Annotated in this window: 22 protein-coding genes and 3 other annotated features; of the genes, 17 read left to right on the top strand and 5 right to left on the bottom strand. The window is 42.8% G+C overall.

Annotation, left to right across the window (positions count from 1 at the left end; genetic code table 11):
- Positions 1-16 precede the first annotated feature (16 nt).
- Entirely contained in the window at positions 17-604 is a 588-nt protein-coding gene (gene mnmM / locus HCJ54_RS07880) for a tRNA 5-(aminomethyl)-2-thiouridylate-methyltransferase MnmM (RefSeq protein WP_187137244.1), read from the bottom strand.
- Positions 601-1,569, bottom strand: a complete 969-nt coding sequence (gene mnmL, locus HCJ54_RS07875) for a tRNA modification radical SAM protein MnmL/YtqA (RefSeq protein WP_187137243.1) — start codon at positions 1,567-1,569, stop codon at positions 601-603. The genes mnmM and mnmL overlap by 4 nt, the downstream gene beginning before the upstream one ends.
- A 135-nt stretch (positions 1,570-1,704) precedes the next feature.
- Here mnmL and HCJ54_RS07870 point away from each other — a divergent pair, with 135 nt between their 5' ends.
- The 6 genes from HCJ54_RS07870 (at position 1,705) to HCJ54_RS07845 (ending at position 9,380) form a co-directional block, all read left to right on the top strand.
- The gene (locus tag HCJ54_RS07870; RefSeq protein ID WP_187137242.1) at positions 1,705-3,111 is read left to right on the top strand and encodes an amino acid permease; all 1,407 of its coding nucleotides are present in this window, start codon (positions 1,705-1,707) and stop codon (positions 3,109-3,111) included.
- A gap of 108 nt (positions 3,112-3,219) precedes the next feature.
- Entirely contained in the window at positions 3,220-3,852 is a 633-nt protein-coding gene (locus HCJ54_RS07865; RefSeq protein WP_187137241.1) for a hypothetical protein, read from the top strand.
- Between the two features lie 45 nt (positions 3,853-3,897).
- Positions 3,898-4,107: a binding site (T-box leader), on the top strand.
- Positions 4,108-4,164: 57 nt separating this feature from the next.
- Positions 4,165-6,579 (top strand): leucine--tRNA ligase, encoded by a 2,415-nt coding sequence (leuS, locus tag HCJ54_RS07860; RefSeq protein ID WP_187137277.1) that lies wholly within the window; start codon positions 4,165-4,167, stop codon positions 6,577-6,579.
- A gap of 147 nt (positions 6,580-6,726) precedes the next feature.
- Positions 6,727-7,374 (top strand): response regulator transcription factor, encoded by a 648-nt coding sequence (locus HCJ54_RS07855; protein ID WP_187137240.1) that lies wholly within the window; start codon positions 6,727-6,729, stop codon positions 7,372-7,374.
- Positions 7,367-8,740 carry a HAMP domain-containing sensor histidine kinase gene (locus HCJ54_RS07850; protein WP_187137239.1) on the top strand — a complete coding sequence of 458 codons (1,374 nt, stop codon included), beginning with the start codon at positions 7,367-7,369 and terminating at the stop codon, positions 8,738-8,740. The genes HCJ54_RS07855 and HCJ54_RS07850 overlap by 8 nt, the downstream gene beginning before the upstream one ends.
- 130 nt (positions 8,741-8,870) lie before the next feature.
- A complete protein-coding gene (locus HCJ54_RS07845) occupies positions 8,871-9,380 on the top strand; it encodes a transglycosylase SLT domain-containing protein (RefSeq protein ID WP_187137238.1) in 510 nt (169 codons plus the stop codon).
- A 292-nt stretch (positions 9,381-9,672) separates the two neighbouring features.
- On the opposite strand, the gene HCJ54_RS07840 is transcribed toward HCJ54_RS07845, so the two are convergent.
- The gene (locus HCJ54_RS07840) at positions 9,673-10,677 is read right to left on the bottom strand and encodes a hypothetical protein (RefSeq protein WP_187137237.1); all 1,005 of its coding nucleotides are present in this window, start codon (positions 10,675-10,677) and stop codon (positions 9,673-9,675) included.
- Positions 10,678-11,296: 619 nt separating this feature from the next.
- Between HCJ54_RS07840 and murQ the strand changes: the two genes are divergently transcribed.
- The 3 genes from murQ to HCJ54_RS07825 all read left to right on the top strand — a co-directional run bounded on the left by murQ (position 11,297) and on the right by HCJ54_RS07825 (position 14,344).
- Complete coding sequence (gene murQ, locus HCJ54_RS07835) at positions 11,297-12,184, top strand: N-acetylmuramic acid 6-phosphate etherase (RefSeq protein WP_187137236.1); 888 nt, start codon at positions 11,297-11,299, stop codon at positions 12,182-12,184.
- A 15-nt stretch (positions 12,185-12,199) separates the two neighbouring features.
- Positions 12,200-13,663: a PTS transporter subunit EIIC gene (locus HCJ54_RS07830; protein WP_187137235.1), complete on the top strand. Its 1,464-nt coding sequence runs from the start codon at positions 12,200-12,202 to the stop codon at positions 13,661-13,663.
- A 273-nt stretch (positions 13,664-13,936) separates the two neighbouring features.
- Entirely contained in the window at positions 13,937-14,344 is a 408-nt protein-coding gene (locus HCJ54_RS07825; protein ID WP_187137234.1) for a transposase, read from the top strand.
- 138 nt (positions 14,345-14,482) lie between these two features.
- Here the strand turns inward: HCJ54_RS07825 and HCJ54_RS07820 are convergent, their stop codons facing one another.
- Positions 14,483-14,653: a hypothetical protein gene (locus HCJ54_RS07820; protein ID WP_187137233.1), complete on the bottom strand. Its 171-nt coding sequence runs from the start codon at positions 14,651-14,653 to the stop codon at positions 14,483-14,485.
- 15 nt (positions 14,654-14,668) lie between these two features.
- Complete coding sequence (bacA, locus tag HCJ54_RS07815) at positions 14,669-15,076, bottom strand: bacteriocin 51 precursor BacA (protein ID WP_185409258.1); 408 nt, start codon at positions 15,074-15,076, stop codon at positions 14,669-14,671.
- 325 nt (positions 15,077-15,401) lie between these two features.
- Here bacA and HCJ54_RS07810 point away from each other — a divergent pair, with 325 nt between their 5' ends.
- The 8 genes from HCJ54_RS07810 (at position 15,402) to trpA (ending at position 23,528) form a co-directional block, all read left to right on the top strand.
- A complete protein-coding gene (locus HCJ54_RS07810) occupies positions 15,402-16,250 on the top strand; it encodes a MurR/RpiR family transcriptional regulator (protein ID WP_036068428.1) in 849 nt (282 codons plus the stop codon).
- Positions 16,251-16,361: 111 nt separating this feature from the next.
- Positions 16,362-16,604, top strand: a binding site (T-box leader).
- A gap of 161 nt (positions 16,605-16,765) precedes the next feature.
- Positions 16,766-17,170: a binding site (T-box leader), on the top strand.
- 66 nt (positions 17,171-17,236) lie between these two features.
- Complete coding sequence (trpE, locus tag HCJ54_RS07805; protein ID WP_187137232.1) at positions 17,237-18,604, top strand: anthranilate synthase component I; 1,368 nt, start codon at positions 17,237-17,239, stop codon at positions 18,602-18,604.
- Positions 18,601-19,212, top strand: coding sequence for an anthranilate synthase component II (locus tag HCJ54_RS07800; protein ID WP_187137231.1), 612 nt, complete (start codon positions 18,601-18,603; stop codon positions 19,210-19,212). The genes trpE and HCJ54_RS07800 overlap by 4 nt, the downstream gene beginning before the upstream one ends.
- Entirely contained in the window at positions 19,184-20,203 is a 1,020-nt protein-coding gene (trpD, locus tag HCJ54_RS07795; protein ID WP_185409255.1) for an anthranilate phosphoribosyltransferase, read from the top strand. Before HCJ54_RS07800 ends, trpD begins: the two co-directional genes overlap by 29 nt.
- A complete protein-coding gene (trpC, locus tag HCJ54_RS07790; RefSeq protein ID WP_187137230.1) occupies positions 20,200-20,964 on the top strand; it encodes an indole-3-glycerol phosphate synthase TrpC in 765 nt (254 codons plus the stop codon). The genes trpD and trpC overlap by 4 nt, the downstream gene beginning before the upstream one ends.
- Entirely contained in the window at positions 20,961-21,584 is a 624-nt protein-coding gene (locus HCJ54_RS07785) for a phosphoribosylanthranilate isomerase (protein ID WP_187137229.1), read from the top strand. Before trpC ends, HCJ54_RS07785 begins: the two co-directional genes overlap by 4 nt.
- Entirely contained in the window at positions 21,574-22,776 is a 1,203-nt protein-coding gene (gene trpB, locus HCJ54_RS07780) for a tryptophan synthase subunit beta (protein WP_187137228.1), read from the top strand. The genes HCJ54_RS07785 and trpB overlap by 11 nt, the downstream gene beginning before the upstream one ends.
- Positions 22,773-23,528 (top strand): tryptophan synthase subunit alpha, encoded by a 756-nt coding sequence (gene trpA, locus HCJ54_RS07775; protein ID WP_187137227.1) that lies wholly within the window; start codon positions 22,773-22,775, stop codon positions 23,526-23,528. Before trpB ends, trpA begins: the two co-directional genes overlap by 4 nt.
- The last annotated feature ends 308 nt before the right edge of the window (positions 23,529-23,836 follow it).

Genomic DNA, 23,836 nt, shown 5'->3' with positions numbered 1-23,836 from the left:
AAACCAGCTTCCGTTATTAGTTCGCGGAAACTGGCTTTGTTTTTCGTTTTTCAATAGCGATTACAAAGGGGGGATTGTTGCGCTGGTTGATGAAGCGGTATTCTAAGACGTGAAACTGTTCTTGAGGAAGCGCTTCAGCATAGTTTAGCACGGCTGATTTCTCTGTTTGGCCTTCGGGGTGTCCGTGATAAATGACTAGAATCACAATGCCGCCGACGGTAAGCATAGATAGGGCGCCTTCAATGGCTTTTATGGTAGAGTCAGCGAGTGTTGTGATTGTTTTGTCGCCGCCTGGAAGATAGCCAAGGTTGAAGATGGCTGCTTTGATCGTTTGATTAGGTAGGAGCTCCGTCATTTTTGCGTGATTCTCGCGTAGAAGTGTGACTTGATTGGCGACATGTTTCTCCGTGAGTAATTGTGTCGTGGTATCAATGGCTTCTTGCTGGATATCAAAACCGAATACGTGACCGTTTACGCCAACTAAATTCGCTAAAAAGGCTGTATCATGACCGTTACCAACAGTGGCATCGATGACGGTATCACCAGGCAAAATAATACGAGTTAACAGGTCGTGACTGAATGGTAAAATGCCTCTTAAGTTCATGCTTCGTTACCAACCTTCGCAAGGCTGAAAAATTTTCCTTGCCAACTATCACGTCTGACGAGTTCGGCGTCAATCGAATTCAAAACTTCCCATTTATTTAAGCTCCAAATTGGACCGATCAGATCTTCAATCGCGCCATCTCCCGTAATACGATGAATTACCATCTCAGGAGGTAGTATTTCCAATTGGTCACAAACAAGGTTGACATAATCGTCTTTTGTTAAAAATTTCAGTTCGCCGTTTTTGTATTGCTGGACCATGGGTGTTCCTTTTAGCAAATGCAATAAGTGGATTTTGATGCCTGCAACGCCGCTTTCGACGACTTTTTGGACGGTTTGCATCATCATTTTCGGTGTTTCGCGAGGTAGGCCATTGATAATGTGCGTACAAACACGAATGCCGCGCGCATGTAATTTTTCGACGCCTTCCACGTAACAATCGTAATCGTGTGCCCGATTGATTAGCACGCCTGTCTCGTTGTGCGCGCTTTGAAGGCCTAGTTCGACCCAGAGGTAGATTCGCTCGTTTAACTCAGCTAAATAGTCCACAACGTCGTCAGGAAGGCAATCAGGGCGTGTGGCAATCGAGAGGCCGACGACACCTGGTTCAGTCAGTACGGATTCATATTTTTCACGTAGTTCGGCAACTGGGGCATGCGTGTTCGTGAACGCTTGAAAATAAGCCATATACTTGCCGTCCTTCCATTTCGTGTGCATCCGGTCCTTGATAGCGTGAAATTGGGTTTGCAAATCATCCACCCGATCCCCTGCAAAATCACCAGACCCCGCCGCGCTACAAAAAGTACAACCGCCATGCGCCACCGTACCATCGCGGTTTGGACAATCAAAACCACCGTCTAGCGCCACTTTGAAAACCTTGTACCCAAAATGGTCACGCAAGCAGTAATTCCACGTGTGGTATCGTTTATTATCGTTCGTATATGGAAATGGGTTCATTTTTGTCAAACTCCTTCAAACTTGAAATAATCATCTCTGCTATTTTATCATATTTTTCAGGGTTGCGGAGGTGTTATCATTGTGCTATGATATAAAAATACTTTAACTTGGTAATGTGTTAAATCGACTTGGAGGCAGAGGACAATGAGCAAAACAAATAAAAAAATGGGCTATCTCGTGTTAACATCGTTAGTAGTAGGGAATATGATTGGATCAGGTATCTTTATGTTGCCGCGACAAATGGCAGAAGTGGCGAGTCCGCTAGGCATCATGTTGGCGTGGATCTTGACAGGGACGGGCGTATTAATGATTGCGCTTGTATTCGGAAATTTGGCTGTGCGACGACCAGACTTAACAAGTGGTGCGCAAAGCCATGCGTTCGAATTATTCGGAAATCCAAAGCTAAAACGGCTCGCTGGATTTATCGCTGTATGGAGCTACTGGGTGGCAAACTGGGCAGGAAACGTATCCATTATCACCTCGTTCGCAGGCTACTTATCGGTCTTCTTCCCAGTGCTAAACAGCGAAACAATAGTATTTACGATGGGTTCTTACAGTTTAGGCTTAGGTCAATTATTGACATTTCTAGTGTGCTCTTTGCTTCTATGGGGTGTATGCTTGATTATCATTCAAGGTGTGAGTGGAGCTGGGCGGATCAATTTCATCGCAACAGCGGCAAAAATCATCGGCTTCTTTCTATTTATTGTCGTAGGCTTATTTGCCTTCCAGTCTTCGGTGATGGGCGAGTGGTACCACCCAGTTGTGGATACTAGTGGCTTAGAGCATGGCTTATTATCGCAAGTGAACAGCGCGGCAATCGTGACGTTATGGGCGTTTATCGGAATTGAATCAGCCATGATGTTTGCTGGACGCGCAAAATCGGGAAGAACGGTTCGTGCAGCAACCATTTCGGGGCTTGTGATCTCCGTTTGTCTGTACACAACGATTACCATTCTGGCACTTGGTCTCATTCCAAAATCAAAATTACTACATTCAGCGAGCCCGCTAGCCGATGCACTCAATGTTGTCACCGGAAGTGGTGGCTCTGCAGTAATGGCTTTGCTCGCGCTAGTATGCCTTTTTGGTTCCGCAATCGGCTGGATTATGATGAGTTCAGAAGCGCCGTACCAAGCTGCCAAAAACGGACTTTTCCTTCCGTTCTTAGCTAAAACAAATAAAAATGGGACGCCGGTTTTTGTGTTAATTTTGACATGTTGCGCATCGCAATTATTCATTCTTTCTACACTCTCAGGAAATATCGCGGCGGCTTATGATTTTGTTGTCAAAGTATCGACGCTTGCTTTTCTCGTTCAATATTTCATCTCGCCACTGTTCCAGTTAAAACTAACGATTACTGGTGCAACGTATGAAGGAAATAGTGTTCTTAAGCGTTGTTTCGACGCTTTTATCGCAGCACTTGCTTTGACTTATTCCTGTTGGATCATCAAAAGTGGTATGGGAGACTGGCATGTATTCGTGCTTAGCGTAGGCCTGTTTTTACTAGGGTTCTTGCTCTATCCACTCATGAAATACCAACCGCTTCAAAAATAAGGAGTGAGGCTTTTGCACGAGCTATCCTTCGCAATTGATTTATTATGGTATCTATGCTATTTTTAAAGCAATTGTACATGGCTTTAAAAAAGGGAAAGAAGTGGAGAAATGATAATTCTGTATCTTGTGTTGGCAGTTATTTGTTTGATGGTTATCACGGCTTTTTATGGTAAATTTAATTTAAAAAAACATTGGATCGGGGTTGCTGCACTCATTTTGCTGGCGGGGTTAATGGCGATTTTTTTGAGGCAGACTTTTTTTGTGACGGGCAGTCCGTATCATGAAATCCACAAACAGGTGGCTTCCACAGACCTTTCTTCGGAAGCGGTGAACGGTATTAAAATCGATCAAATCCTCTCGAGCGAAACACAAAAAAAAGATTTTAACCTGCAAAAAGCGTCGGACAAGGGGCTAGAAGAAGAAATCAAAATGCTCGTTCCTAAGAAGCAAGACAAAGCAACGTACTGGGTTTCAATGGAAAAAGCCGACAAGAACCGTGTTATCCATATTGAGTTTGATAGCGATAAATTAACGACGAGTCGCAGTATTAAGTTCGGGGATTCGGTGGATAAAGTGACGGGTACGTACGGTTCAGCATATCGTAATTTAACGCGATCGGATCGCTATGAACAGGAACTTGTGTATGAGGATAAGGATAATAATATCGAATTGCGCTTTGGCTTTTGGAATGATAAAGTCGAGATGATTTGGTTGACGGCGCTGGATAAGGCTCCAATTTAGAGGGTTGTCAAAGCCGGTTTTATGCGCTACAATAGAAGCTTGATGAACAAAGTGAAGAGGAGTAGTAGTATGGGTGGATTGGCGTTTAGAGAGGTGACGGTTGGTGCGAGTCACACGCGAAAACATACGAACTTGCCTCGTGAGCATAGATTGCGGTTTGATACCGCCGTGTATTTCGCGTTAAGGAATGCTTGAGTTGAGTGGAGACACTAATTTGGGTGGTACCGCGGGGGTTTTTTAACTCTCGTCCCATAGCATTTTTTTGCTGTGGGATTTTTTTTGTGCAGCAAATATAGAAAGGGAGTATGGATGATGACATTTAATCACAAAGAAATGGAGCCGAAATGGCAGAAGAAATGGGAAGATGAGAAGATTTTCAAAACGACGGAGGACGCGGATAAGTCGAATTTTTATGCACTCGATATGTTTCCTTATCCATCAGGCTCAGGCCTCCATGTTGGGCATCCTGAAGGCTATACGGCGACGGATATCATTTCGCGAATGAAGCGGATGCAAGGACTCAACGTACTGCACCCGATTGGTTGGGATGCGTTTGGCCTACCAGCAGAGCAGTACGCGATTGACACTGGGAATGATCCGGCTGAATTTACGGCGCATAATATTGAGAATTTCACGCGTCAAATCAAGGCACTAGGTTTCTCTTATGATTGGGATCGCGAAATTAATACGACCGATCCGAGTTACTATAAATGGACGCAATGGATTTTCACGAAGCTTTACGAAAAAGGATTGGCATATGAGGCCGAAGTTGCAGTAAACTGGTGTCCAGCGCTTGGTACGGTACTCGCGAATGAAGAAGTTATCGATGGCAAAAGTGAGCGCGGCGGGCATCCTGTCTTTCGTAAACCGATGCGCCAATGGATGCTGAAAATTACGGCGTACGCAGATCGTTTGCTAGATGATTTGGATTTGGTGGATTGGCCGGAGAACATTAAAGATATGCAGCGCAACTGGATTGGTCGCTCGGAGGGAGCAGAAGTTGCGTTTGCAGTGAAGGATAGGGATGCGAGCTTTGCGGTATTTACGACGCGTCCAGATACACTTTTCGGAGCAACATATGCTGTTTTGGCGCCAGAGCACGACTTGGTTGATAAAATTGTGACGGCTGACCAAAAAGAAGCGGTGACGGCGTATCAGAAACAAGTCGAGCTAAAAAGTGAGCTAGAGCGCACGGATCTTGCGAAAGATAAGACGGGCGTTTTCACAGGTGCTTATGCGATTAATCCGGTGAATGGCGAAGAGATGCCAATTTGGATTGCAGACTATGTTTTGATTCAGTACGGAACGGGTGCGATTATGGCTGTTCCAGCGCATGACGAGCGCGATTATGCGTTTGCCAAGCAGTTTGGATTGCCGATCAAAGCTGTTCTTGCAGGTGGAAATGTGGAAGAAGAAGCGTATACAGGTGACGGGGATCATATTAATTCCGAATTCCTCAACGGTCTGAGTAAAGATGATGCGATTAGTAAAATCATTGATTGGTTGGAAGCAAATAAAGCGGGCACACGTAAAATCAGCTTCCGTCTGCGCGATTGGTTGTTTAGCCGTCAACGTTATTGGGGCGAACCAATTCCAGTTATCCATTGGGAAGATGGGGAAACGACAACGATTCCAGAACAAGAATTGCCGCTACTCCTTCCAAAAGCAACAGAAATTAAGCCGTCAGGAACTGGCGAATCACCACTTGCGAATTTGACCGACTGGGTAAACGTGGTGGATGCGAACGGCCGTAAAGGTGTCCGCGAAACCAATACAATGCCACAATGGGCTGGATCAAGCTGGTATTTCTTGCGTTATATTGATCCTACAAATAACGAGGTTTTGGCAGATAAAGAGAAACTTGAAAAATGGTTGCCAGTGGATGTCTATATCGGTGGCGCTGAGCATGCCGTATTGCACCTGCTTTACGCGCGCTTCTGGCATAAATTCCTATATGATATTGGTGTAGTACCAACGAAAGAACCGTTCCAAAAACTGTTTAACCAAGGGATGATTTTGGGCGATAATAACGAGAAAATGAGTAAATCTCGCGGTAATGTGGTCAATCCAGATGACGTGGTAGAGCAGTACGGTGCTGACACATTGCGTCTTTACGAAATGTTCATGGGACCGCTCGAAGCTTCTATTCCATGGAATGCAAACGGTTTGGAAGGAGCACGCAAGTTCCTCGATCGCGTTTGGCGCCTGTTCATAGAAGAAGAAACAGGAAAAGTGAACGCTAAAATTACAGCAGAAGCAAATGTAGACCTTGAGAAATCCTACCACCAAATGGTGAAAATGGTGACAGAACACTATGAAAACCTGCGTTTCAATACGGGGATCTCTCAATTGATGATTTTCATAAATGATGCGTATAAAGCAACGACACTGCCAAAAAATTATGCAGAAGGCTTCGTGCAGCTGCTTTCGCCAATCGCACCACATTTGGCAGAAGAGCTTTGGAACCGGCTTGGTCATTCAGAAACAATCACATACGAAGCTTGGCCAACATTCGATGCTTCCAAACTAGTAGAAGACGAAGTAGAAATCGTACTGCAAGTAAATGGAAAAGTTCGAGCGAAAGTCACGGTAGCCAAAGATTTGAAGAAAGAAGAACTGGAAGCAATCGCATACGGAAACGAAAAAATCAGCGAAGAAATTGCCGGTAAAACGGTTCGTAAAGTTATTGCTGTACCAGGTAAATTGGTGAATATTGTTGCCAATTAAATAAGTATCAAAATCCCTTTAGCCTATCCAGACGGCTTGGAGGGATTTTGCCGTTTTTAAAGAAATTCTAAAGGTTTTCATTTTGTCAATTTCGCGTCATAAATCTATGGTATGATGGAAAAAAATGAACCATTAGGGTGATGAATCATGAATGTGTTAATTGCAGATGACCAAAAAGATATGTTAAAAATTTTATGCGCTTATTTTGAAAAAGAAGGTTTCACGGTTTTTCAGGCGGAAAACGGCGAGGCAGCTTTGGATATATTTTATCGTGAAAAATTGGATTTGGCCGTGCTCGATTGGATGATACTGGGCGTTGATGGTGTGGATATCTGTAAGGAGATCAAGGCATCCAGTGCTGTGAAGGTGATGATGTTGACTGCAAAAAGTGAAGGCGAGGACGAATGTTACGCGCTGGAAGCTGGTGCAGATGATTATGTAAAAAAACCATTTTACCCTAAAGCACTGTTGGCGCGAGCGAAGAACTTAACTGGTTTTCAGAATTGCTTGCAAGTTGCGGATATCAAGATTGATACACATGCGAAGAAGCTTTTCAAAGCAGGTGTGGATATTAATGCAACAAAAACAGAATACGAATTGATGCGGGTATTATCTCAAAATAAAGGCGCGATTTTAAACCGGACGCAGCTTCTTGATATTGTTTGGGGCATGGACTATGAAGGGGAAGAACGCACTGTAGACACGCATATTCGCAGGCTTCGTGAGAAAATTGGTGATGGTTTGGTGAAAACACACCGCGGCATGGGTTATAGTATTGAGGTTGGTTATGAGTAAGCTTGGCCGCAAGTTGACATGGCGCATTTCCGCGGTTGTTATCGGCGTATTTGCGCTGTCTATCTTAGTCAACCAATTTTTTCTACCTAAATATTATCATTATGAAATGAAGCAAAAAGTGACGCAGGCAATGAAAGAAGTTGAGCATTGGGATAAAGATCAGATTGAGAATGATTCGGGAAAGCTGGAAGTGAAATATGATGTTACGATTGTGTCGGAAAATATTAATAACAACGAGAATGATCTAAATGAGATGTTGTCGCTTGATTTGGCTAGGAAGCAAATCGCGCTGAATCGCTTTTGGGTGACGGGTGATACGTTAGATGAATTGAAAAACGGCGCGATTTTAACGAAGTTGTACGATCAAGGAAAGCAGAAGTCGAGCTTTTTAGTCAGTTTGAACGAGAAAGACGGATTGCTTGTTATTGCAGGGGTTTCGATTGCAGATTACAGTGATACGGCGAAAATTATTAATGAGTTTAACTTGATGCTCATGCTACTCGGTTCGATTCTAGTTGTTGCGCTCACTGGTTTTTTATCACGAAAAATTACGAAACCGCTAGAAGAACTGAAAATTGTTGCCGATCAGATTTCGAAACTAGAATTTGAAAAAGTAACCGTAGAAACAAAAGATGAGCTAGAAGATTTGGCGACGAGCATTAATGTGATGAGTGATGATTTGAAAAAGGCACATCATGCTTTGTTACGCCGGAATAAAGACTTGAAATATTTTATGGCGGATTTGACGCATGAGTTAAAAACACCGCTGGCACTGATTAAGGCGTATAGTATCGGTATTCAGGACGGCTTGGATGATGGCACCTATATGGAAACCATTGTGAAACAGACGAATCAAATATCAGTGATTATCGAAGAACTTTTGCGCTTTTCTAAAATGGAATCGGACCCGCTACACCTTGAAAAAATCGAAGTTCAGACGCTTTTTGATGATTTGCTTGCGAATTATCAAGAGACAATGGGCATGGACATTCGAATGAAATCGGAAACGAGTCCGAAAACAGTAATTTTAGCAGATCGTGTCAAACTGAAAATGGTATTTAATAACTTAATTACGAATGCGATGAAATATGCTACAACGAAGAAAATCAAAGTGGAATGGGCCGAACGGGATGGCAAGCTGTATTTTGCCATAAAAAACGAGACGTCGATTCGCAATCATGAGACGTTAGAGCACATTTGGAAGCCGTTTTACGTAAGGGAAGCCTCGCGTAATAAGAATTTTTCAGGAACGGGACTTGGTCTTGCTATCGTACAAACCTTGATGGAGCAGCATGAATTTGACTATGGAGTGGAGCTTGAAGACGATTGGATCACATTTTACCTTATTTTTGAGAAAGCGGAGTGACAGCTATGAAAACGAGAAACATGGTAGTCAGTATGGTACTTGTCCTCGTGTTTGCAATCTTATTTATTCTGCAAATTTGGCAACCAGACCAAACGATGTATTAATCAACAAGGATAGAGAGGTTAAGGCTATGAAAAGAGAAACTTTTATTTTTATATTAGGCATATTGGCGGCTGGCGCGCTTGTGTTTCACTTCTATGAGCAACATCAGCAGCGTGTCGCTATAATGGATATGATCAAGGAAACGGCAAAAAAACATGATATACCAGCTTGGATACCACTATCGATTGCCGAAACTGAAAGCAAATTCGATCCTAAAACGGTGGGAGATGAAGGAACTTCCTTTGGATTATTCCAGTTACATCGCGGCGGTTTGGCACCAGAAGAACTGACCGAAGAAGAGCTATTAAAACCCGAGAAGAATATCGAGATTGCCATTTCCAATATGACGAGAGCCTACGATCGTGCGCAAAAAGAAGGCTTAGAAGGCATCAAAATGCTGACGTATATCGCCAATACATCTGGCTGGCCAACGCAGCGAGGCACATACTGGACGGATCAAAACACGAATTACAATGAAAAACTAGCGAAGAACTTTAAGAAACATGTGAAAGTGACAGAACTAGCAAACGATATGTAATGATGAAGACCGTCGGATAAAGCAATAATGGACCTCTAACCAAATGGCTCCTTTTTTGTCACGATATATAATACTCTGGCAAAACTGAAGACGGAAAAATAGTATGATTCCATACTATTTTTCCGTTTTTTTTTGTATCACAAATGGGGTTAAGATTTACAGCTGTCAAAAAAATACTTGGTATTGCTCCACAGTATGGGAGTGATACCAAGTATTAGTTAGCACTAAAATTTGTTCTGCTAGAATAACAGATTCTACTGGTGTTCGATCTAGTTGATTATTTTGAAAGTTATTATTTAGCAGCTTGAATGATTACATCCGTTGCAATACTTTCCTCAAATTTATGATTTGCTGTTTTAACAGAAATTTTACCTCCAGCGACAAGAAGGCTAGCTGGTAAATTGACTGAGAACTTCCCATTTTGTACGCCTACCATGTGCACGTCTCCATTTGGAAAAGTAACAATTGCAGTAATTGCCAATACATCTGTCGTTACGCCAGAAAGAATAGTACTGCTTGTATCAACATTTCCAACTATTTGAGGCGCTAGAGCTGGAGTAGCAGGTGTTACTGGTGTTACCGGAGTAACTGGAGTAACAGGTGTTACCGGAGTAACAGGCGTTACTGGTTGATTATTTGAAGCAGCTTGAATGATTACATCCGTTGCAATACTTTCCTCAAATTTATGATTTGCTGTTTTAACAGAAATTTTACCTCCAGCGACAAGGCCAGCTGGTAAATTGACTGAGAACTTCCCATTTTGTACGCCTACCATGTGCACGTCTCCATTTGGAAAAGTAACAATTGCAGTAATTGCCAATACATCTGTTGTTACACCAGAAAGAACAGTACTACTTGTATCAACATTTCCAGCTATTTGAGGCGCTAGAGCTGGAGTAGCAGGTGTTACTGGTTCATTTTTTGGAGTAGCTTTGATGATTACATCCGTTGTAAGACTTTCTTTATATTTGTTATTTGCTGTTCTAACAGAAATTTTATTTCCAGCGACAAGAATGCCAGGTGGTATATTAACTGAGAATTTTCCATTTACTACTCCCACAAACCGCTGAATTTCATTTGAAAAAGTAACAATTACAGTAGTTGCAGATTTATCTGTCGTTGAACCAGAAAGAACACTACTATCTTCAAATACTTCTCCACTAATAACTGGTGCTGATGCTTGCTTTGTAGCTGCAGATACTTCTGATGATGTCATACCTAAATAAGTTGGCGAAGCTGCAAGAGAAAGTGCCATAGCTATTGCTACAGCTGGTTTTAAATATTTTTTGTTCTTCATAAATTGATAACTCCTTCATAATATTTTTTTGGTATTTTTGCTTTTTACAAGGATAGTAAGATTCCAAACCTACATCGTACTTGCTGGATCCAGAATTGAATTATACCATTTGAAAATAGTTCTGTCTACTACTTTTAAACATATTTGTAGTTAATAAAAAAATGGCCTAGTGCTTGAATTTAAAAATACCGAAGAAAAAACCACACTAGTAGAGGTAGAAAACACCGAATAAACATTGCATATATAAAACGGTTTAAATGATTGGTATATATAGATTTTATTAATGTGAGCAAGGGTGTCAAGGAACTATTTAACTCTGTCTACAGCCCCTGATTTGATTATTTCCTCTTGCCAATAAGCTGTCATTAGATTTAACAACACATATTATTTTAGTAATATATATTAATTTTAATAATAGGAATCTGAAACCAGCGTAAAATTTGTTTCTAAGTGATTTAGGCATAAAAGTACTAAAGCAATTTGCCGATGCTTATCTTGATATTACTCATCTAAGTATATTTTTTTGCATTTTTAAAACTTTATTTCACCTTAAATAAAAATATATTGAAATATAATTTCGTTTAAGGTACAATGAACGTATGAAAGAGGTGTTTTTAACATGTTAGAGAATTTATCCACGGAAAAACGAAATGAAAAGACAACATCTTTAGACATGCTATCGGTGAAAGAGGCGTTGCAAATTATGAACGAAGAGGATGCCAACGTTCCAATGGTTATCGCGGCCAATCTTGCATCAATTGAGAACGTTATCAAAGATGTGATCGAAAGCTTCAAAAAAGGTGGTCGCCTCATCTATATTGGGGCTGGAACAAGTGGACGTCTTGGCGTTCTTGATGCGGCTGAGTGCGTGCCAACGTTTGGTGTTCCTGCTACAATGGTAGTTGGATTGATTGCAGGCGGCGAGAAAGCCTTTTTACAGGCAGTGGAAGGTGCGGAGGACTCTAGCGTTTTAGGTAAAGGAGATTTACAAGGGATTTCTTTGACGGCGAATGATTACGTGCTTGGAATTGCAGCAAGCGGTCGTACGCCTTATGTGATTGGTGCACTTGATTATGCAAAAAAAGTTGGCGCGAAAACCGGAGCTTTGTCATGCAACACAAACGCCGCGATTTCGGAGCATGCAGACACGGCGATTGAAGTGGATTGTGGTCCAGAAATTTTGACGGGATCGACGCGCCTCAAGGCAGGCACAGCGCAAAAATTAGTGCTGAATATGATCTCAACGGTTTCGATGATCGGAATCGGCAAAGTGTACAAGAACTTGATGGTTGATGTGATGCCAACGAATGAGAAACTAGTAGAACGTTCCAAACGTATCATCATGGAAGCAACCGAATGTGATTACGAGACAGCAGAAAAGCACTTTGAGTTAGCAGGACAGCATGTGAAACCAGCAATTGTCATGATTTTAACGAATACAGACCTTGCGACAGCCACGGAGAAATTAGCAGCAGCAGATGGCTTTATCAGACGCACATTAGACTAAAGGGAGGTAAGAAACATGAGTAAAGAACATGATTTAGGTCAAAAGATTTTTGAAGAAGTCGGCGGTATGGGAAACGTTTCTAAGATCGCACATTGTATGACGCGTGTGCGTTTAGGAATTAAGGATATAGATAAAGTCAATGTGGAAGGATTGAAAAAAGCACCAGGAGTTCTTGGTGTCGTAGAAGATGATACGCTACAAATCATTGTTGGACCAGGCTTTGTCAATAAAGTAGCAGGCGCGATGTGTGAGATGGCAGGTGTGAAATTAGGGGAAACATTGCCCGATAATCTAGATGAGAATCTGACACAAAGTTCAGCTAAATCGGGTAAAGACTTGGTGGAAGAAAGAGCTACAGCTATAAAAGCAGAAATGAAAAAGAAACAAAATAGCTCGTCAGGATTTAAACGTTTACTGAAATCTGTTTCTAACATTTTTGTACCACTTATTCCAGGCTTTGTTGGTGCTGGTTTAATCGCAGGTATTGCGGCGATTCTTTTCAACAATATCCAAGCTGGTAATTTAGACGTTGGCACATGGATGCAATATGTTACACTTTTAAACGTTATTAAGAATGGTATTTTTTACTTCCTTGTTATTTATGTTGGTATTAATACAGCGCAAGAATTCGGTGGAACGCCCGTGCTTGGTGGGGCCGTCGGTGGTATAACGCTACTTATAGGCGTAACACCAGAATTACCGATTAAAAATATTTTCAATGGTAGCGACATGGTTGCTGGACAAGGCGGAATTATCGGCGTACTCTTAGCGGTTTACTTGTTATGTGTACTTGAGAAATTCTTGCGTAAATGGATTCCGAATTCACTTGATATTATTCTGACTCCGATGTTAGCGCTACTAATTATTGGATTGTTTACGATTTTCATCATTATGCCATTTGCTGGCGTTATTTCAACAAGTTTAGTAGGAAGCATCAACTGGATCATCGCAAAAGGTGGGTTGTTCGCCGGATTCGTTCTCGGGACACTATTCCTTCCAATGGTAATGCTTGGTCTTCATCAAGTCTTAACACCTATTCATGTTGAAATGATTGCACAACAAGGCTATACAATCCTATTACCTATGCTTGCAATGGCTGGTGCTGGCCAAGTTGGAGCAGCAATCGCTATTTGGATGCGTTGTCGCAAAAATAAACCACTTATTAATATGATTAAAGGTGGTCTGCCGGTAGGTATTTTAGGAATTGGTGAGCCGCTAATTTACGGTGTTACAATCCCACTTGGAAAACCTTTCATTACGGCTTGTATTGGTGGGGGTATCGGTGGGGCGGCCATTGGTTATTTCGGAAATGTTGGCGCGATTGCAATTGGACCATCTGGAGTTGCGCTAATTCCATTGATTGCAAATGGTTCATGGCTTGAATATGTTTTCGGTTTGCTAGTAGCTTACATTGGTGGTTTCATCCTAACTTATCTTTGGGGTGTTCCAAAAGACGCGATGGAAGCAGTAGAAGAATAAAACAAATAGAGCGGGGCGTGAATCTCGCTCTATTTTAATAACCAAACCGAAAATAGATGTAGAACTAGAAAGGAGGATGGGACAAAAGTTGATTAGTATCAACGGATGTTCCATCCTTTTTTGTATATAGAAATAAGTACACAAAAATAGCACGCTTTGGTAAAATTAAAATACCAACCAAAAAAACAACAAAGGAGTGCTATTTATGTATATCAATTCATGCCCTATATGATGTATCGAAAAGAACAAAAACGCTCGTATAAGAAAGACCTGATGCATCGATATCACTGGGAATACCGAGAAATGGATTGTTTTTCCATTTTTTCGAATCAGCGAAAGGTCAACTTTCAGCGGTATGCTTATCGGACAGATCGCTATGGCGGCTATGCGCGTGATTTTAAAGTCTATGAATGCGAAGACTGTTCCGATTGTCCTTTGCGTGCAGCATGCACAACCGCTAAATCAGGAAAGAATCGCAAAATTTACTATAATCCAGTTTGGGAAGAACTAAAAAATCGAGCAAGACGAAGCCTAACATCCGAAATAACTTCTGCCATCTATCGGCAACGAAAGATAGATGTAGAAGCAGTTTTTTGGGCAGGTGAAGGCTCTTTTGGGGTTCACTCGTTTCCGAGGGCTTCCAAAAGTAGCGACCGAAGCCAATCTCTACTTCATGGCTAATAATATGCGGAAACTGGCACGGCTCGCGTGCCAAAAGGAAAAAATACATATCAAAAATCTGAATTTAGATTCTTGATACGTATTTTTCTAGGTCAGAGAACCTTTTGTCTCAGCCTCCTTATATTAGCGATGCTAAACTTAATTGAGTTTATATTTTTCTTCATTTATAGTATCTACGATCCTTATGATATTGACAATGATGATTGCCGGAACTCCGAAATATAATAAGAAATCGTTTGGAGTAAGTATAAAGTACAATGGTATACCTATAAGGGTTGCAATAATCATAGATAGTTTAGTCGCACTCATCTTTGTTACTCCTTTTTACTTTATGACGTACTTTGCATTAGACATATAACTATCAGTAGTGTAGTTACTAAAGTGAGATATATAAGTAACTTGGACACCTTTATTTTTATTTGCGGCATTCACGAATACTTGATTAGCGCTAACAGCTGAACCGAAAGCAAGTGATGCAACTCCTGCTGTAAAACCACTCAATCCAATGAAATTTGTTATAGATGAAATTGTATTCAGCTTTTTAGTTTGTGCTTTTACCTTTTTTGCCTGTGATGGACTTATATAGTATGACATTTTGTAGCAAGTATAGCCGACGTGATTGTGAGTGTATTTTGTCCCTGCTGATGCTGCGTCTGTGGCAATAGGTATAGCTGAGATGCTGATAGTGGTAGCTAAGACTAATGCAATAAGTAAATTTAATATTTTTTTCATGTGTGATAACTCCTTGGAAATGTATTCATAGAATGACTATGTACCTATTATTATAACTTTTTTTTATTTATAATCAAATAAAATACAAAAATATGAGTAATTAATTTTAAATTAAGAATTTTTTGCTGAATTTGGTCTTAAAAGAAAGTAAAGAATGAGTTTTTTTTGAATAAAAATGATCACAGAGTTGAGGTAGATTATTTTTTAAACTGATAATGTGCTTGTTAAGCTTTTTTAGGTGTGTCTCGCTTTTTTTGTTGTATTGTCTAGTCGCATGTTATAATTAAAGCATGAAAATGATTCAAAGGAGGCTTCAACAGACATAATGGGAAGTGTGATTAATCGAATTCAAGGTATTTTAGATGAATTGCCGAAATCAGAGGCAAAAGTAGGTCGCGCGATATTGGCCGATCCTAGTAAAATTGTGAAAATGTCGATTCACGAGTTGGCGGAAAGTTCTGGGGCAAGTGGTGCTGCGGTGATTCGATTTTGCCATTCAATGGGGTTGGAAGGCTTTCCTGAGCTCAAAATGAAGTTATCCGTCGAGCTTGTTCGACCTGAAAAGGTAGGTTACTATGATATTGAACCGAATGAAGAGTTTGAAGAAATTACGCGAAAGCTTGTTTCTAACACGGTGCAAACATTGAACGACACGGTGGGGCAACTAGAGAAAGAAAAAATTATGGAGGCGTGCGAGATTCTCTATAAAGCAGATACAATCTACGCCTATGGTGTCGGAGCTTCGTGGTTAATTGCCGAAGATATTGCTCAAAAATGGATGCGCGCTGGCAAACATGCGATTGCGATTGCTGATCCACATATTTTAGCGATGGCTTTTGCGGCAGGCTCTAAAAATGCGGTTTTTTTTGCGATTTCAAATAGTGGAGAAACGAGTGAAGTATTGCAGTTGGCCGATGAAGCGCTTAACAATGGGTTAGAGTTGCTTAGTTTGACCCGTTTCGGACAAAATAAATTAAAACAACGAGCGGCGGTTGCGCTGGAAACATCACGTGCGCCAGAAACCGAGCTTAGAAGTGCAGCAACGAGTTCCAGGCAAGCACAGTTTCTAGTGATTGACATCTTATTCTACTTTTACGCCTCGCATCATTATGAGGAAATGATTGAGCAGATAAGGACATCACGGGAAGCGACGAATCGATTTAGGGAATCTTGATTTGTTTGCTACATAATTTGAAAAGGTAGGCCAACAGCGGCTTATGGAGACTTCATTGTAAAAAATGCTTGACTTTAGTAGGAACATCGGCTAATATAAGTGTTATATTAAACGAATGCGTGGATGAAGAGTAAGTAGCATAATGGATGTTTTAAGAGAGCTGATGGTTGGTGTGAATCAGTAGCAGAAATGGTGTGAATGGACTTCGGAGCAACTAAGCTGAACGGGATTTTTCCTCAGTAGGAGTTAGCGATTAGGCCTTATCGTTACACAAGGCACCCCATAGTATTGTGGGATTGAGTGAATCGTTTTTTCGATTAATGAAGGTGGTACCACGGGTCTCCCGTCCTTATCTAAGTTTATTAGATATGGAGGGAGGCTCTTTTTGTTGTGGGTCTTATGAGAGGCATCCCCTGCCGATTTAGAGCCACAATATGCATGAGAGCGAAGCGAGCATGTAAACCATCAGCGGCTCTTACCACGTGCCAAACGAGACTAAATACCAAATAAAATACGATAAAACATAAAGCAAGAAGAGTAAGCAAATATAATTTTTATAGAGAGTCAGTGGTTGGTGTGAACTGATAAAGTTATGTTGCCGAAGTGGTCCTTGCGCGTGTGGCTTTGAACAAAAAAGTAGGAGCTACCGGGTTCTCCCGTTATAGAGATGGGATTTGGAGCCGACATCTGGCCCTAAATTCTAATGAGAAAGAAGTAAAGCGAACCGCCAAACTTTTCTCTCATCACCGCCGAACACTAGCGACCAGGCAACTGCTTAGGTCCTAGGCAAAATCGAGTACCGAAGCGGAATGTACGATTTGTACACGAGCATCGGAACGGAGGTTTTAACGACGGAGATGAGTGTTTGCCTGATCGCTAGCTTCTAAGTAAGAGGTGGTACCGCGATATTCGCCCTCTAAGGAAAGCAGTGGTTGTGCTGTGTTCTTTAGAGGGCTTTTTTGTATATAGAATTGGAGGAATGAACGATGAAATTAACGAAAAAAATAAATGCTGATACGATAACGGCGATTTTGGCGTATGAACGGTTAGATGGGAAAAATAAGGCGTTGCTGGAAGGTGCGGCGCGGGATGCGGATGCGGGTCGGTACTCGATTATTGCGATGGATCCAGTGCACGAGATCAGTATTCATGGACAGCGATTTGTGTTGGATGGTGTGGAGAAAATGGTGACGGATCCGTTAATGGAGCTTGATCGGGTGATTCGGACAGAAACTCGCACGGCAGAGGAACTTCCTTTTGAGGCAGGGGCGATCGGATATGTTGGTTATGATACGATTGCGCTTTATGAGGATTTGGGGGAGATGCCGAAAGAAACACGTGCGGGGCTGGCGGATAGTCATTTTATGTTGTATGAGTCGTTTTTGATTATGGACCATCAGGCGGAGGAAATGATGCTTGTTCAGGATAATTGTTATTCGAATCGGACGGAACAAGAGATGCAGGAGGCGTTGAATCGGATGCATGAGCAGCTGGTGACGCCGTTTGAGCAGGAGGCACGCGATGTGACAGTGGCACCGATGGAGTATACGAGTAATGTGACGAAGGCGGAATATATGGCGCAGGTAGAGAAGGCGAAGACGCACATTAAAAACGGAGACTTTTTCCAAATTGTATTGTCGCAGCGCTTGGAGACGCCGTTTACGGGTGAAGCGTTTGATTATTACCGGAAATTGCGATTGTTGAATCCGTCGCCGTACTTATTTTTCGTGGATTTTGGGGAGACGAAGTTGATTGGATCTTCGCCGGAAAGCTTGGTGAGTGTGACGGGAGATGTCGTTGTGACAAATCCGATTGCTGGGACGCGAAAACGTGGGGCGACGAAGCAGGAGGATGCGAACTTGGCGCAGGAGTTATTACATGATGAAAAGGAGCTTGCGGAACATCGGATGCTAGTTGATTTAGGCCGAAATGACATCGGGAAAATTGCGGTGACGGGTAGTGTGACGGTTCCGGTTTACTTGACGATAGAACGATATCGCTTTTTGATGCACTTGGTATCGGTTGTGGAAGGGACGTTGAAACCTGGTTTGACTGCGATGGATGCGCTGAAATCGGTCTTGCCAGCGGGAACGGTGAGCGGGGCACCAAAGATACGGGCGATGGAGCGGATTTATGAATGGGAGAATGTGAAACGTGGACCTTATGCGGGAGCGGTTGGGTATTTGACGCATACTGGTGATTGTGATTTTGCCTTGGCGATTCGAACGATGGTGCTACATCAAGGCAGAGCTTATGTACAAGCTGGGGCTGGGGTTGTGTATGATTCGGATCCAGAGAGTGAATATTTAGAAACGCTACAAAAAGCAAAGGCATTACTGGAGGTTGGAAAATGATTTTATTAGTTGATAATTATGATTCATTTACGTATAATTTGGAGCAATATTTAGCGGAGTACGCAGATGCGGTTGTTGTTCGCCGAAATGATGCGGAGGATTTGCTGGATGTGGCGGCGCGTGCGACGGGAATCGTCTTGTCACCAGGGCCTGGGAAGCCGAGTGAGGCTGGGCTTCTAGAGGAGGTCGTTCGGAGGTTTGCGAAGGTCAAACCGATGTTAGGCATTTGCTTGGGACATCAAGCGATTGGTGAAGTGTTTGGCGGGACGGTGAGTCGGGCGGGAATTATCCGTCACGGGAAGGTATCGACGATGAGGCAGGATGGCGGCGCGATTTTTGCGGGGCTAGGTGCGGATTTGGAAATTATGCGGTATCATTCGCTGATTGTTGATAAAGCAGGATTTCCAGAGGAATTGGAAGTTTTGGCGAGGTCGCTAGATGATGCGGAGATCATGGCGATGCAGTTGCGCGGCTTTCCGGTTTATGGCTTGCAGTTTCATCCAGAGTCGATTGGAACAGTGGATGGGAAGCAGATGATGGGGAATTTTGTAAAGATTGTGAATGAAGGAGGTGCACAGGATGGAAGCGTATTTGCAGAAAGTATATGATCAGGAAAATTTAACGCGAGAAGAGATGCAGTCGGTGGCGAGAGCAATTTTTGCAGGAGATTTAACGCAGGCGCAAATCGCGGCTTTCTTGATGGCACTCAAAATTAAAGGCGAAACGATTGAGGAAATGCAGGCGATTGCGGAGACGATGCAAGGTGTGGCCATTCAATTACCGATAGCGTCTGAAAATACGATGGATAATTGTGGAACGGGTGGAGATAAATCGCTCAGCTTCAATGTTAGTACGACATCAGCGTTTGTCCTAGCGGCAGCAGGAATTAAGGTCGCAAAACACGGAAATCGTAGTATTTCAAGTAAGTCAGGAAGTGCGGATGTCTGTCAGGAATTAGGCATTGATATTTCGCTTGGCGCCGAGGATATGGTATATTTACTGGAGAATGCAGGCATTGCTTTCTTGTTCGCACCTCATGTGCATCCGAATATGAAATACGTGATGGCAGTGCGGCGTGAGTTGAATACACCGACGATTTTCAACCTGATCGGACCACTTACCAATCCTGTGAAATTAGAAACACAATTAATGGGCATTTATCGTCGTGATCTATTGGAACAAACCGCTCAAGTCCTCGGAAAATTGGGGCGAAAACGAGCGATTGTTGTGAATGGTGGCGGTTTTATGGATGAGGCGTCGCTTGCCGGTGAGAACCATTACGCGTTACTTGAAAATGGAGAAGTCACGCGACACACTTTTCTACCAGAGGATGTTGGGTTGAAAAGCCAGGGTTTGGAGGCTATTCAAGGTGGGGATGCGGCGCGAAATGCGGAAATTTTGTTATCGGTATTAAAGGCAGAACCAAGCGCGTATTACGATACAGTGGTTTTGAATGCAGGTCTTGGCCTGCTTGCACACGGGAAAGCTGCGACGCTTGAAGCGGGGATTCAGATGGCGCGTGATTTAATTGATAGCGGCGCGGCCTATGCTAAATTAACGAAATTATTAGCTTGTCAAAAGGAGCGATTAGCAGGATGACATTTTTAGAAGAAATTTTAGCGAAAAAAGAGCAAGAGGTGGCGGAGATGCCTTTAGAAACGGTGAATTTACCACGTCAGAAACCATATTTTCAAGCATTTTTAAAGGCAAATCAAGGAGAGGTGCAGTTGATTGCTGAAGTAAAGCGAGCTTCCCCGTCGAAAGGGGCGATTAATTTAGATGTCGATCCGGTTGCCCAAGCTAAAAGTTACGAAGCGGCAGGTGCTGGGGCGATTTCAGTGCTCACAGATCAGCAATTTTTCAAAGGGGATATCGAGGATTTGCGTGCTGTTGCGAGTGCGGTGAGCATTCCGGTTTTATGCAAAGATTTCATCATCAGCGAAAAACAATTGATCCGTGCCAAAAATGCTGGCGCCTCAATCGTGTTATTAATTGTTGCCGCACTAAGCGAAATGGCTTTAATGACACTCTACAAGCAAGCAATGGCGCTCGATTTGGAAGTGCTCATGGAAGTGCATAATGAAGCAGAGTTGAAAATTGCGGAACAATTAGGAGCGAAATTAATCGGCGTGAATAACCGCGATCTACATAGCTTTGTTGTGGATATTGCGGTTAGTGAGCGCATGGCCGACTCTTTTTCGTTGACCGATACGTTTTATATTAGTGAAAGTGGTATTCGCGAGCCGAGAGACGTTGCTCGGGTGGCAAAATCGTATAGCGTCGTGCTTGTCGGAGAAGCGTTAATGCGTGCGGAAAATGTCGAACAAGCAGCCAGTGATTTGAAGGTGAATCGCTTATGACGCAGATCAAGATTTGTGGGTTGAAATACCGACCGGATATCGAGGTGGCGGTGGAGCAAGGCGCGGATATGATCGGTTTCGTTTTTGCTGCGAGTAAACGACAGGTGACGCCAGATCAAGCACGAATTTTAGCTAGAGATATTCCGGAAACAGTGAAAAAAGTAGGCGTTTTTGTGAATGAAAGTCCCGCAGAAATCAACCGTATTGCGGCGATGGTACCGCTTGATATCGTGCAATGCCACGGTCAGGAGACGAGTGCGGACTTGGCTCTGATCAATCACCCGACGATCAAAGCGTTTCCGGTCAAGGCAGGGCGGATGGAGGGCGATATAACGGCTTATCCAGACAGCCTGATCTTGCTAGATGCACCGGCTACCCAGTTTGAAGGTGGTAGTGGTGAAACGTTTGACTGGGAAGCGCTTGGGAAAACAGAACTCCCGAACGAACGGCTAATCATTGCAGGCGGCCTAAATGCGGGTAATGTCGGTGTCGCGATCCAACAATTTCATCCGTTCGCCGTCGATATTTCCTCTGGCGTCGAAACAAACGGAACGAAAGATCCTGAAAAAATAATAGCATTCATTCAAAAAGTGAGAGGAGCCGAAGAAAATGAGTTATAATGTACCGAATAAACATGGTTTTTATGGTAATTACGGTGGCAAGTTTGTCCCCGAAACCTTGATGAAAGCTGTCACAGAACTAGAAGAGGCTTATGAAATATCTAAAACAGATGAGGCGTTTCAAAAAGAGTTGCGCTACTACTTACGAGATTATGTTGGCCGTGAGTCACCACTTTATTTGGCAGAGCAATTAACGGCACATGCAGGAGGCGCTAAAATTTACTTGAAGCGAGAAGACTTGAATCACACCGGTGCCCATAAAATCAATAACTGTATTGGCCAAGCTTTGTTGACGCGCCAAATGGGCAAAAAGAAAGTAGTCGCTGAAACCGGTGCAGGACAACATGGTGTTGCAACCGCAACTGTAGCCGCATTGTTCAACTTAGAATGCACAATTTTTATGGGAGAAGAAGACATCCGTCGCCAACAATTGAACGTTTTTCGGATGGAGTTGCTTGGCGCCAAAGTGGTCAGTGTTTCAGGCGGTAATGGTACGCTTAAAGATGCTGTTAATGAAGCACTGCGTTACTGGGTGGCGAATGTAGAAGATACGCATTATATCATGGGTTCTGTCCTAGGACCGCACCCATTCCCACAGATCGTTCGTGATTTCCAAAGCGTGATTGGTGAAGAGGCTCGCGCGCAACATCTGGAAAAAGAAAATCGATTACCAGAAGCGATCGTAGCATGTATCGGTGGTGGCAGTAACTCGATGGGACTTTTCTATCCATTTGTAAATGATGCAAGCGTCAAAATGTATGGCGTCGAAGCAGCTGGCTCCGGTCTTGATACGGCTTTTCACGCAGCATCACTTTCCAAAGGCGAAGTTGGGGTCTTGCACGGCGCAATGATGCATATTTTACAAGACGATGCCGGTCAAATCCAAGAAGCCTACTCGATTTCCGCCGGTCTAGATTATCCCGGAATTGGTCCTGAGCACAGCTTTTTGCGAGACGAGGGACGTGCGGAGTATACCTCTGTAACCGACGACGAGGCCGTAGAAGCCTTCCAATTACTTTGCCGTACCGAAGGAATCATTCCTGCGTTAGAAAGCTCACACGCAATCTCCTTCGCCGTAAAACTAGCAGCTCTAATGAATCCCGACGAAAGCATCATTGTTTGTTTATCCGGTCGAGGAGACAAAGACGTAGACCAAATCCGCGAACGCTTGAAAGGAGACGTTGAAAAATGAAGCTACAACAAGCAATCGAACAAGCAAATCTCGCCGTTGTTCCCTATATCATGGCGGGTGATGGAGGTTTAGACCAACTAGAAAATCAGATGCAATTACTAAGCAATGCAGGCGCGACCGCAATCGAGCTAGGCATCCCGTTTTCTGATCCAGTTGCAGATGGTCCAGTCATTCAAGAGGCAGGATCGCGTGCTTTGGCAGCTCACATAAGTCTTGAGCAAATTTTAGAAACACTAACAACGAGTAAAATCGATATTCCGCTTGTTGTGATGAGTTATTTTAATCCGATTTATCACCTTGGTGTCGAAAGATTTATCGAACTTGCGAAGAAAACGCCAATTAAAGGTTTGATTATTCCAGATCTTCCATATGAACATCGCGATTTAATCATGCCCCATATCGAAAATACAGACATCGCGCTAATTCCGCTCATTTCCCTGACTAGCCCGAAAGAGCGCATGGAGCTGATTGCAAAACAAGCACAAGGTTTCATCTATGCTGTGACTGTGAATGGCACAACCGGTGAACGCGCCGAATTTGGCGATAAGATTGATGAAAATTTAACGTACTTAAAAACGATAAGCCCAGTCCCTGTTTTAGCAGGTTTCGGAATTTCGAATCTAGATCACGTGGCGAGATTCGCTGCGGTATGTGATGGTGTGATTGTCGGGAGTAAAGTTGTCCAGTTGTTGCATGAGGGGAAGTATGAAGAGCTTAGTGCGTTTATTGCTAGGGCGAGTCAGATTAAATAATTTATTAACATAGTGATATTTTCAAGGGATAGTCTTTGTTTGTACTGAGAAATTAATCAAGATTGTGAAGTCTATATCTGAAAAATAATTTAGTATTATTTATTCTCAGATATAGGCTTTTTTTATGCGAAATATGGTATGATTAAAGCATAAAATAACGATGGAAAGGGATGGATAAAATGGCTAAAAAGATACAATTGTCAGTGGGCGATTAGCCGAGCATGCGAATGGGATTCAAGCGGCGACAAATACGTTAAAGCTACAGCCAAATCCAAGTCAACGGGTAGTGTGCGGCAACTGATGGAAGG

The sequence above is a fragment of the Listeria grandensis genome (assembly GCF_014322885.1).
In the GTDB taxonomy this organism is placed as follows: Bacteria; Bacillota; Bacilli; order Lactobacillales; family Listeriaceae; genus Listeria_A; species Listeria_A grandensis.
Note: the sequence above shows the minus strand (reverse complement) of the source record. Positions and strands in the feature narration are given on the sequence as shown.

Bases quoted from the DNA above. Each gene is read 5' to 3' on its own strand.
- trpD (WP_185409255.1), top strand. From the start codon at position 19,184: ATGGAAGCGTATTTGCAGAAAGTATATGATCAGGAAAATTTAACGCGA.
- trpE (WP_187137232.1), top strand. From the start codon at position 17,237: ATGAAATTAACGAAAAAAATAAATGCTGATACGATAACGGCGATTTTG.
- HCJ54_RS07830 (WP_187137235.1), top strand. From the start codon at position 12,200: ATGAGTAAAGAACATGATTTAGGTCAAAAGATTTTTGAAGAAGTCGGC.
- HCJ54_RS07850 (WP_187137239.1), top strand. From the start codon at position 7,367: ATGAGTAAGCTTGGCCGCAAGTTGACATGGCGCATTTCCGCGGTTGTT.
- trpC (WP_187137230.1), top strand. From the start codon at position 20,200: ATGACATTTTTAGAAGAAATTTTAGCGAAAAAAGAGCAAGAGGTGGCG.
- HCJ54_RS07865 (WP_187137241.1), top strand. From the start codon at position 3,220: ATGATAATTCTGTATCTTGTGTTGGCAGTTATTTGTTTGATGGTTATC.
- HCJ54_RS07800 (WP_187137231.1), top strand. From the start codon at position 18,601: ATGATTTTATTAGTTGATAATTATGATTCATTTACGTATAATTTGGAG.
- bacA (WP_185409258.1), bottom strand. From the start codon at position 15,076: ATGAAAAAAATATTAAATTTACTTATTGCATTAGTCTTAGCTACCACT.
- HCJ54_RS07845 (WP_187137238.1), top strand. From the start codon at position 8,871: ATGAAAAGAGAAACTTTTATTTTTATATTAGGCATATTGGCGGCTGGC.
- mnmM (WP_187137244.1), bottom strand. From the start codon at position 604: ATGAACTTAAGAGGCATTTTACCATTCAGTCACGACCTGTTAACTCGT.
- murQ (WP_187137236.1), top strand. From the start codon at position 11,297: ATGTTAGAGAATTTATCCACGGAAAAACGAAATGAAAAGACAACATCT.
- trpB (WP_187137228.1), top strand. From the start codon at position 21,574: ATGAGTTATAATGTACCGAATAAACATGGTTTTTATGGTAATTACGGT.
- trpA (WP_187137227.1), top strand. From the start codon at position 22,773: ATGAAGCTACAACAAGCAATCGAACAAGCAAATCTCGCCGTTGTTCCC.
- HCJ54_RS07785 (WP_187137229.1), top strand. From the start codon at position 20,961: ATGACGCAGATCAAGATTTGTGGGTTGAAATACCGACCGGATATCGAG.
- HCJ54_RS07825 (WP_187137234.1), top strand. From the start codon at position 13,937: ATGCATCGATATCACTGGGAATACCGAGAAATGGATTGTTTTTCCATT.
- HCJ54_RS07840 (WP_187137237.1), bottom strand. From the start codon at position 10,677: ATGAAGAACAAAAAATATTTAAAACCAGCTGTAGCAATAGCTATGGCA.
- HCJ54_RS07810 (WP_036068428.1), top strand. From the start codon at position 15,402: ATGGGAAGTGTGATTAATCGAATTCAAGGTATTTTAGATGAATTGCCG.
- HCJ54_RS07855 (WP_187137240.1), top strand. From the start codon at position 6,727: ATGAATGTGTTAATTGCAGATGACCAAAAAGATATGTTAAAAATTTTA.
- leuS (WP_187137277.1), top strand. From the start codon at position 4,165: ATGACATTTAATCACAAAGAAATGGAGCCGAAATGGCAGAAGAAATGG.
- HCJ54_RS07820 (WP_187137233.1), bottom strand. From the start codon at position 14,653: ATGAGTGCGACTAAACTATCTATGATTATTGCAACCCTTATAGGTATA.
- HCJ54_RS07870 (WP_187137242.1), top strand. From the start codon at position 1,705: ATGAGCAAAACAAATAAAAAAATGGGCTATCTCGTGTTAACATCGTTA.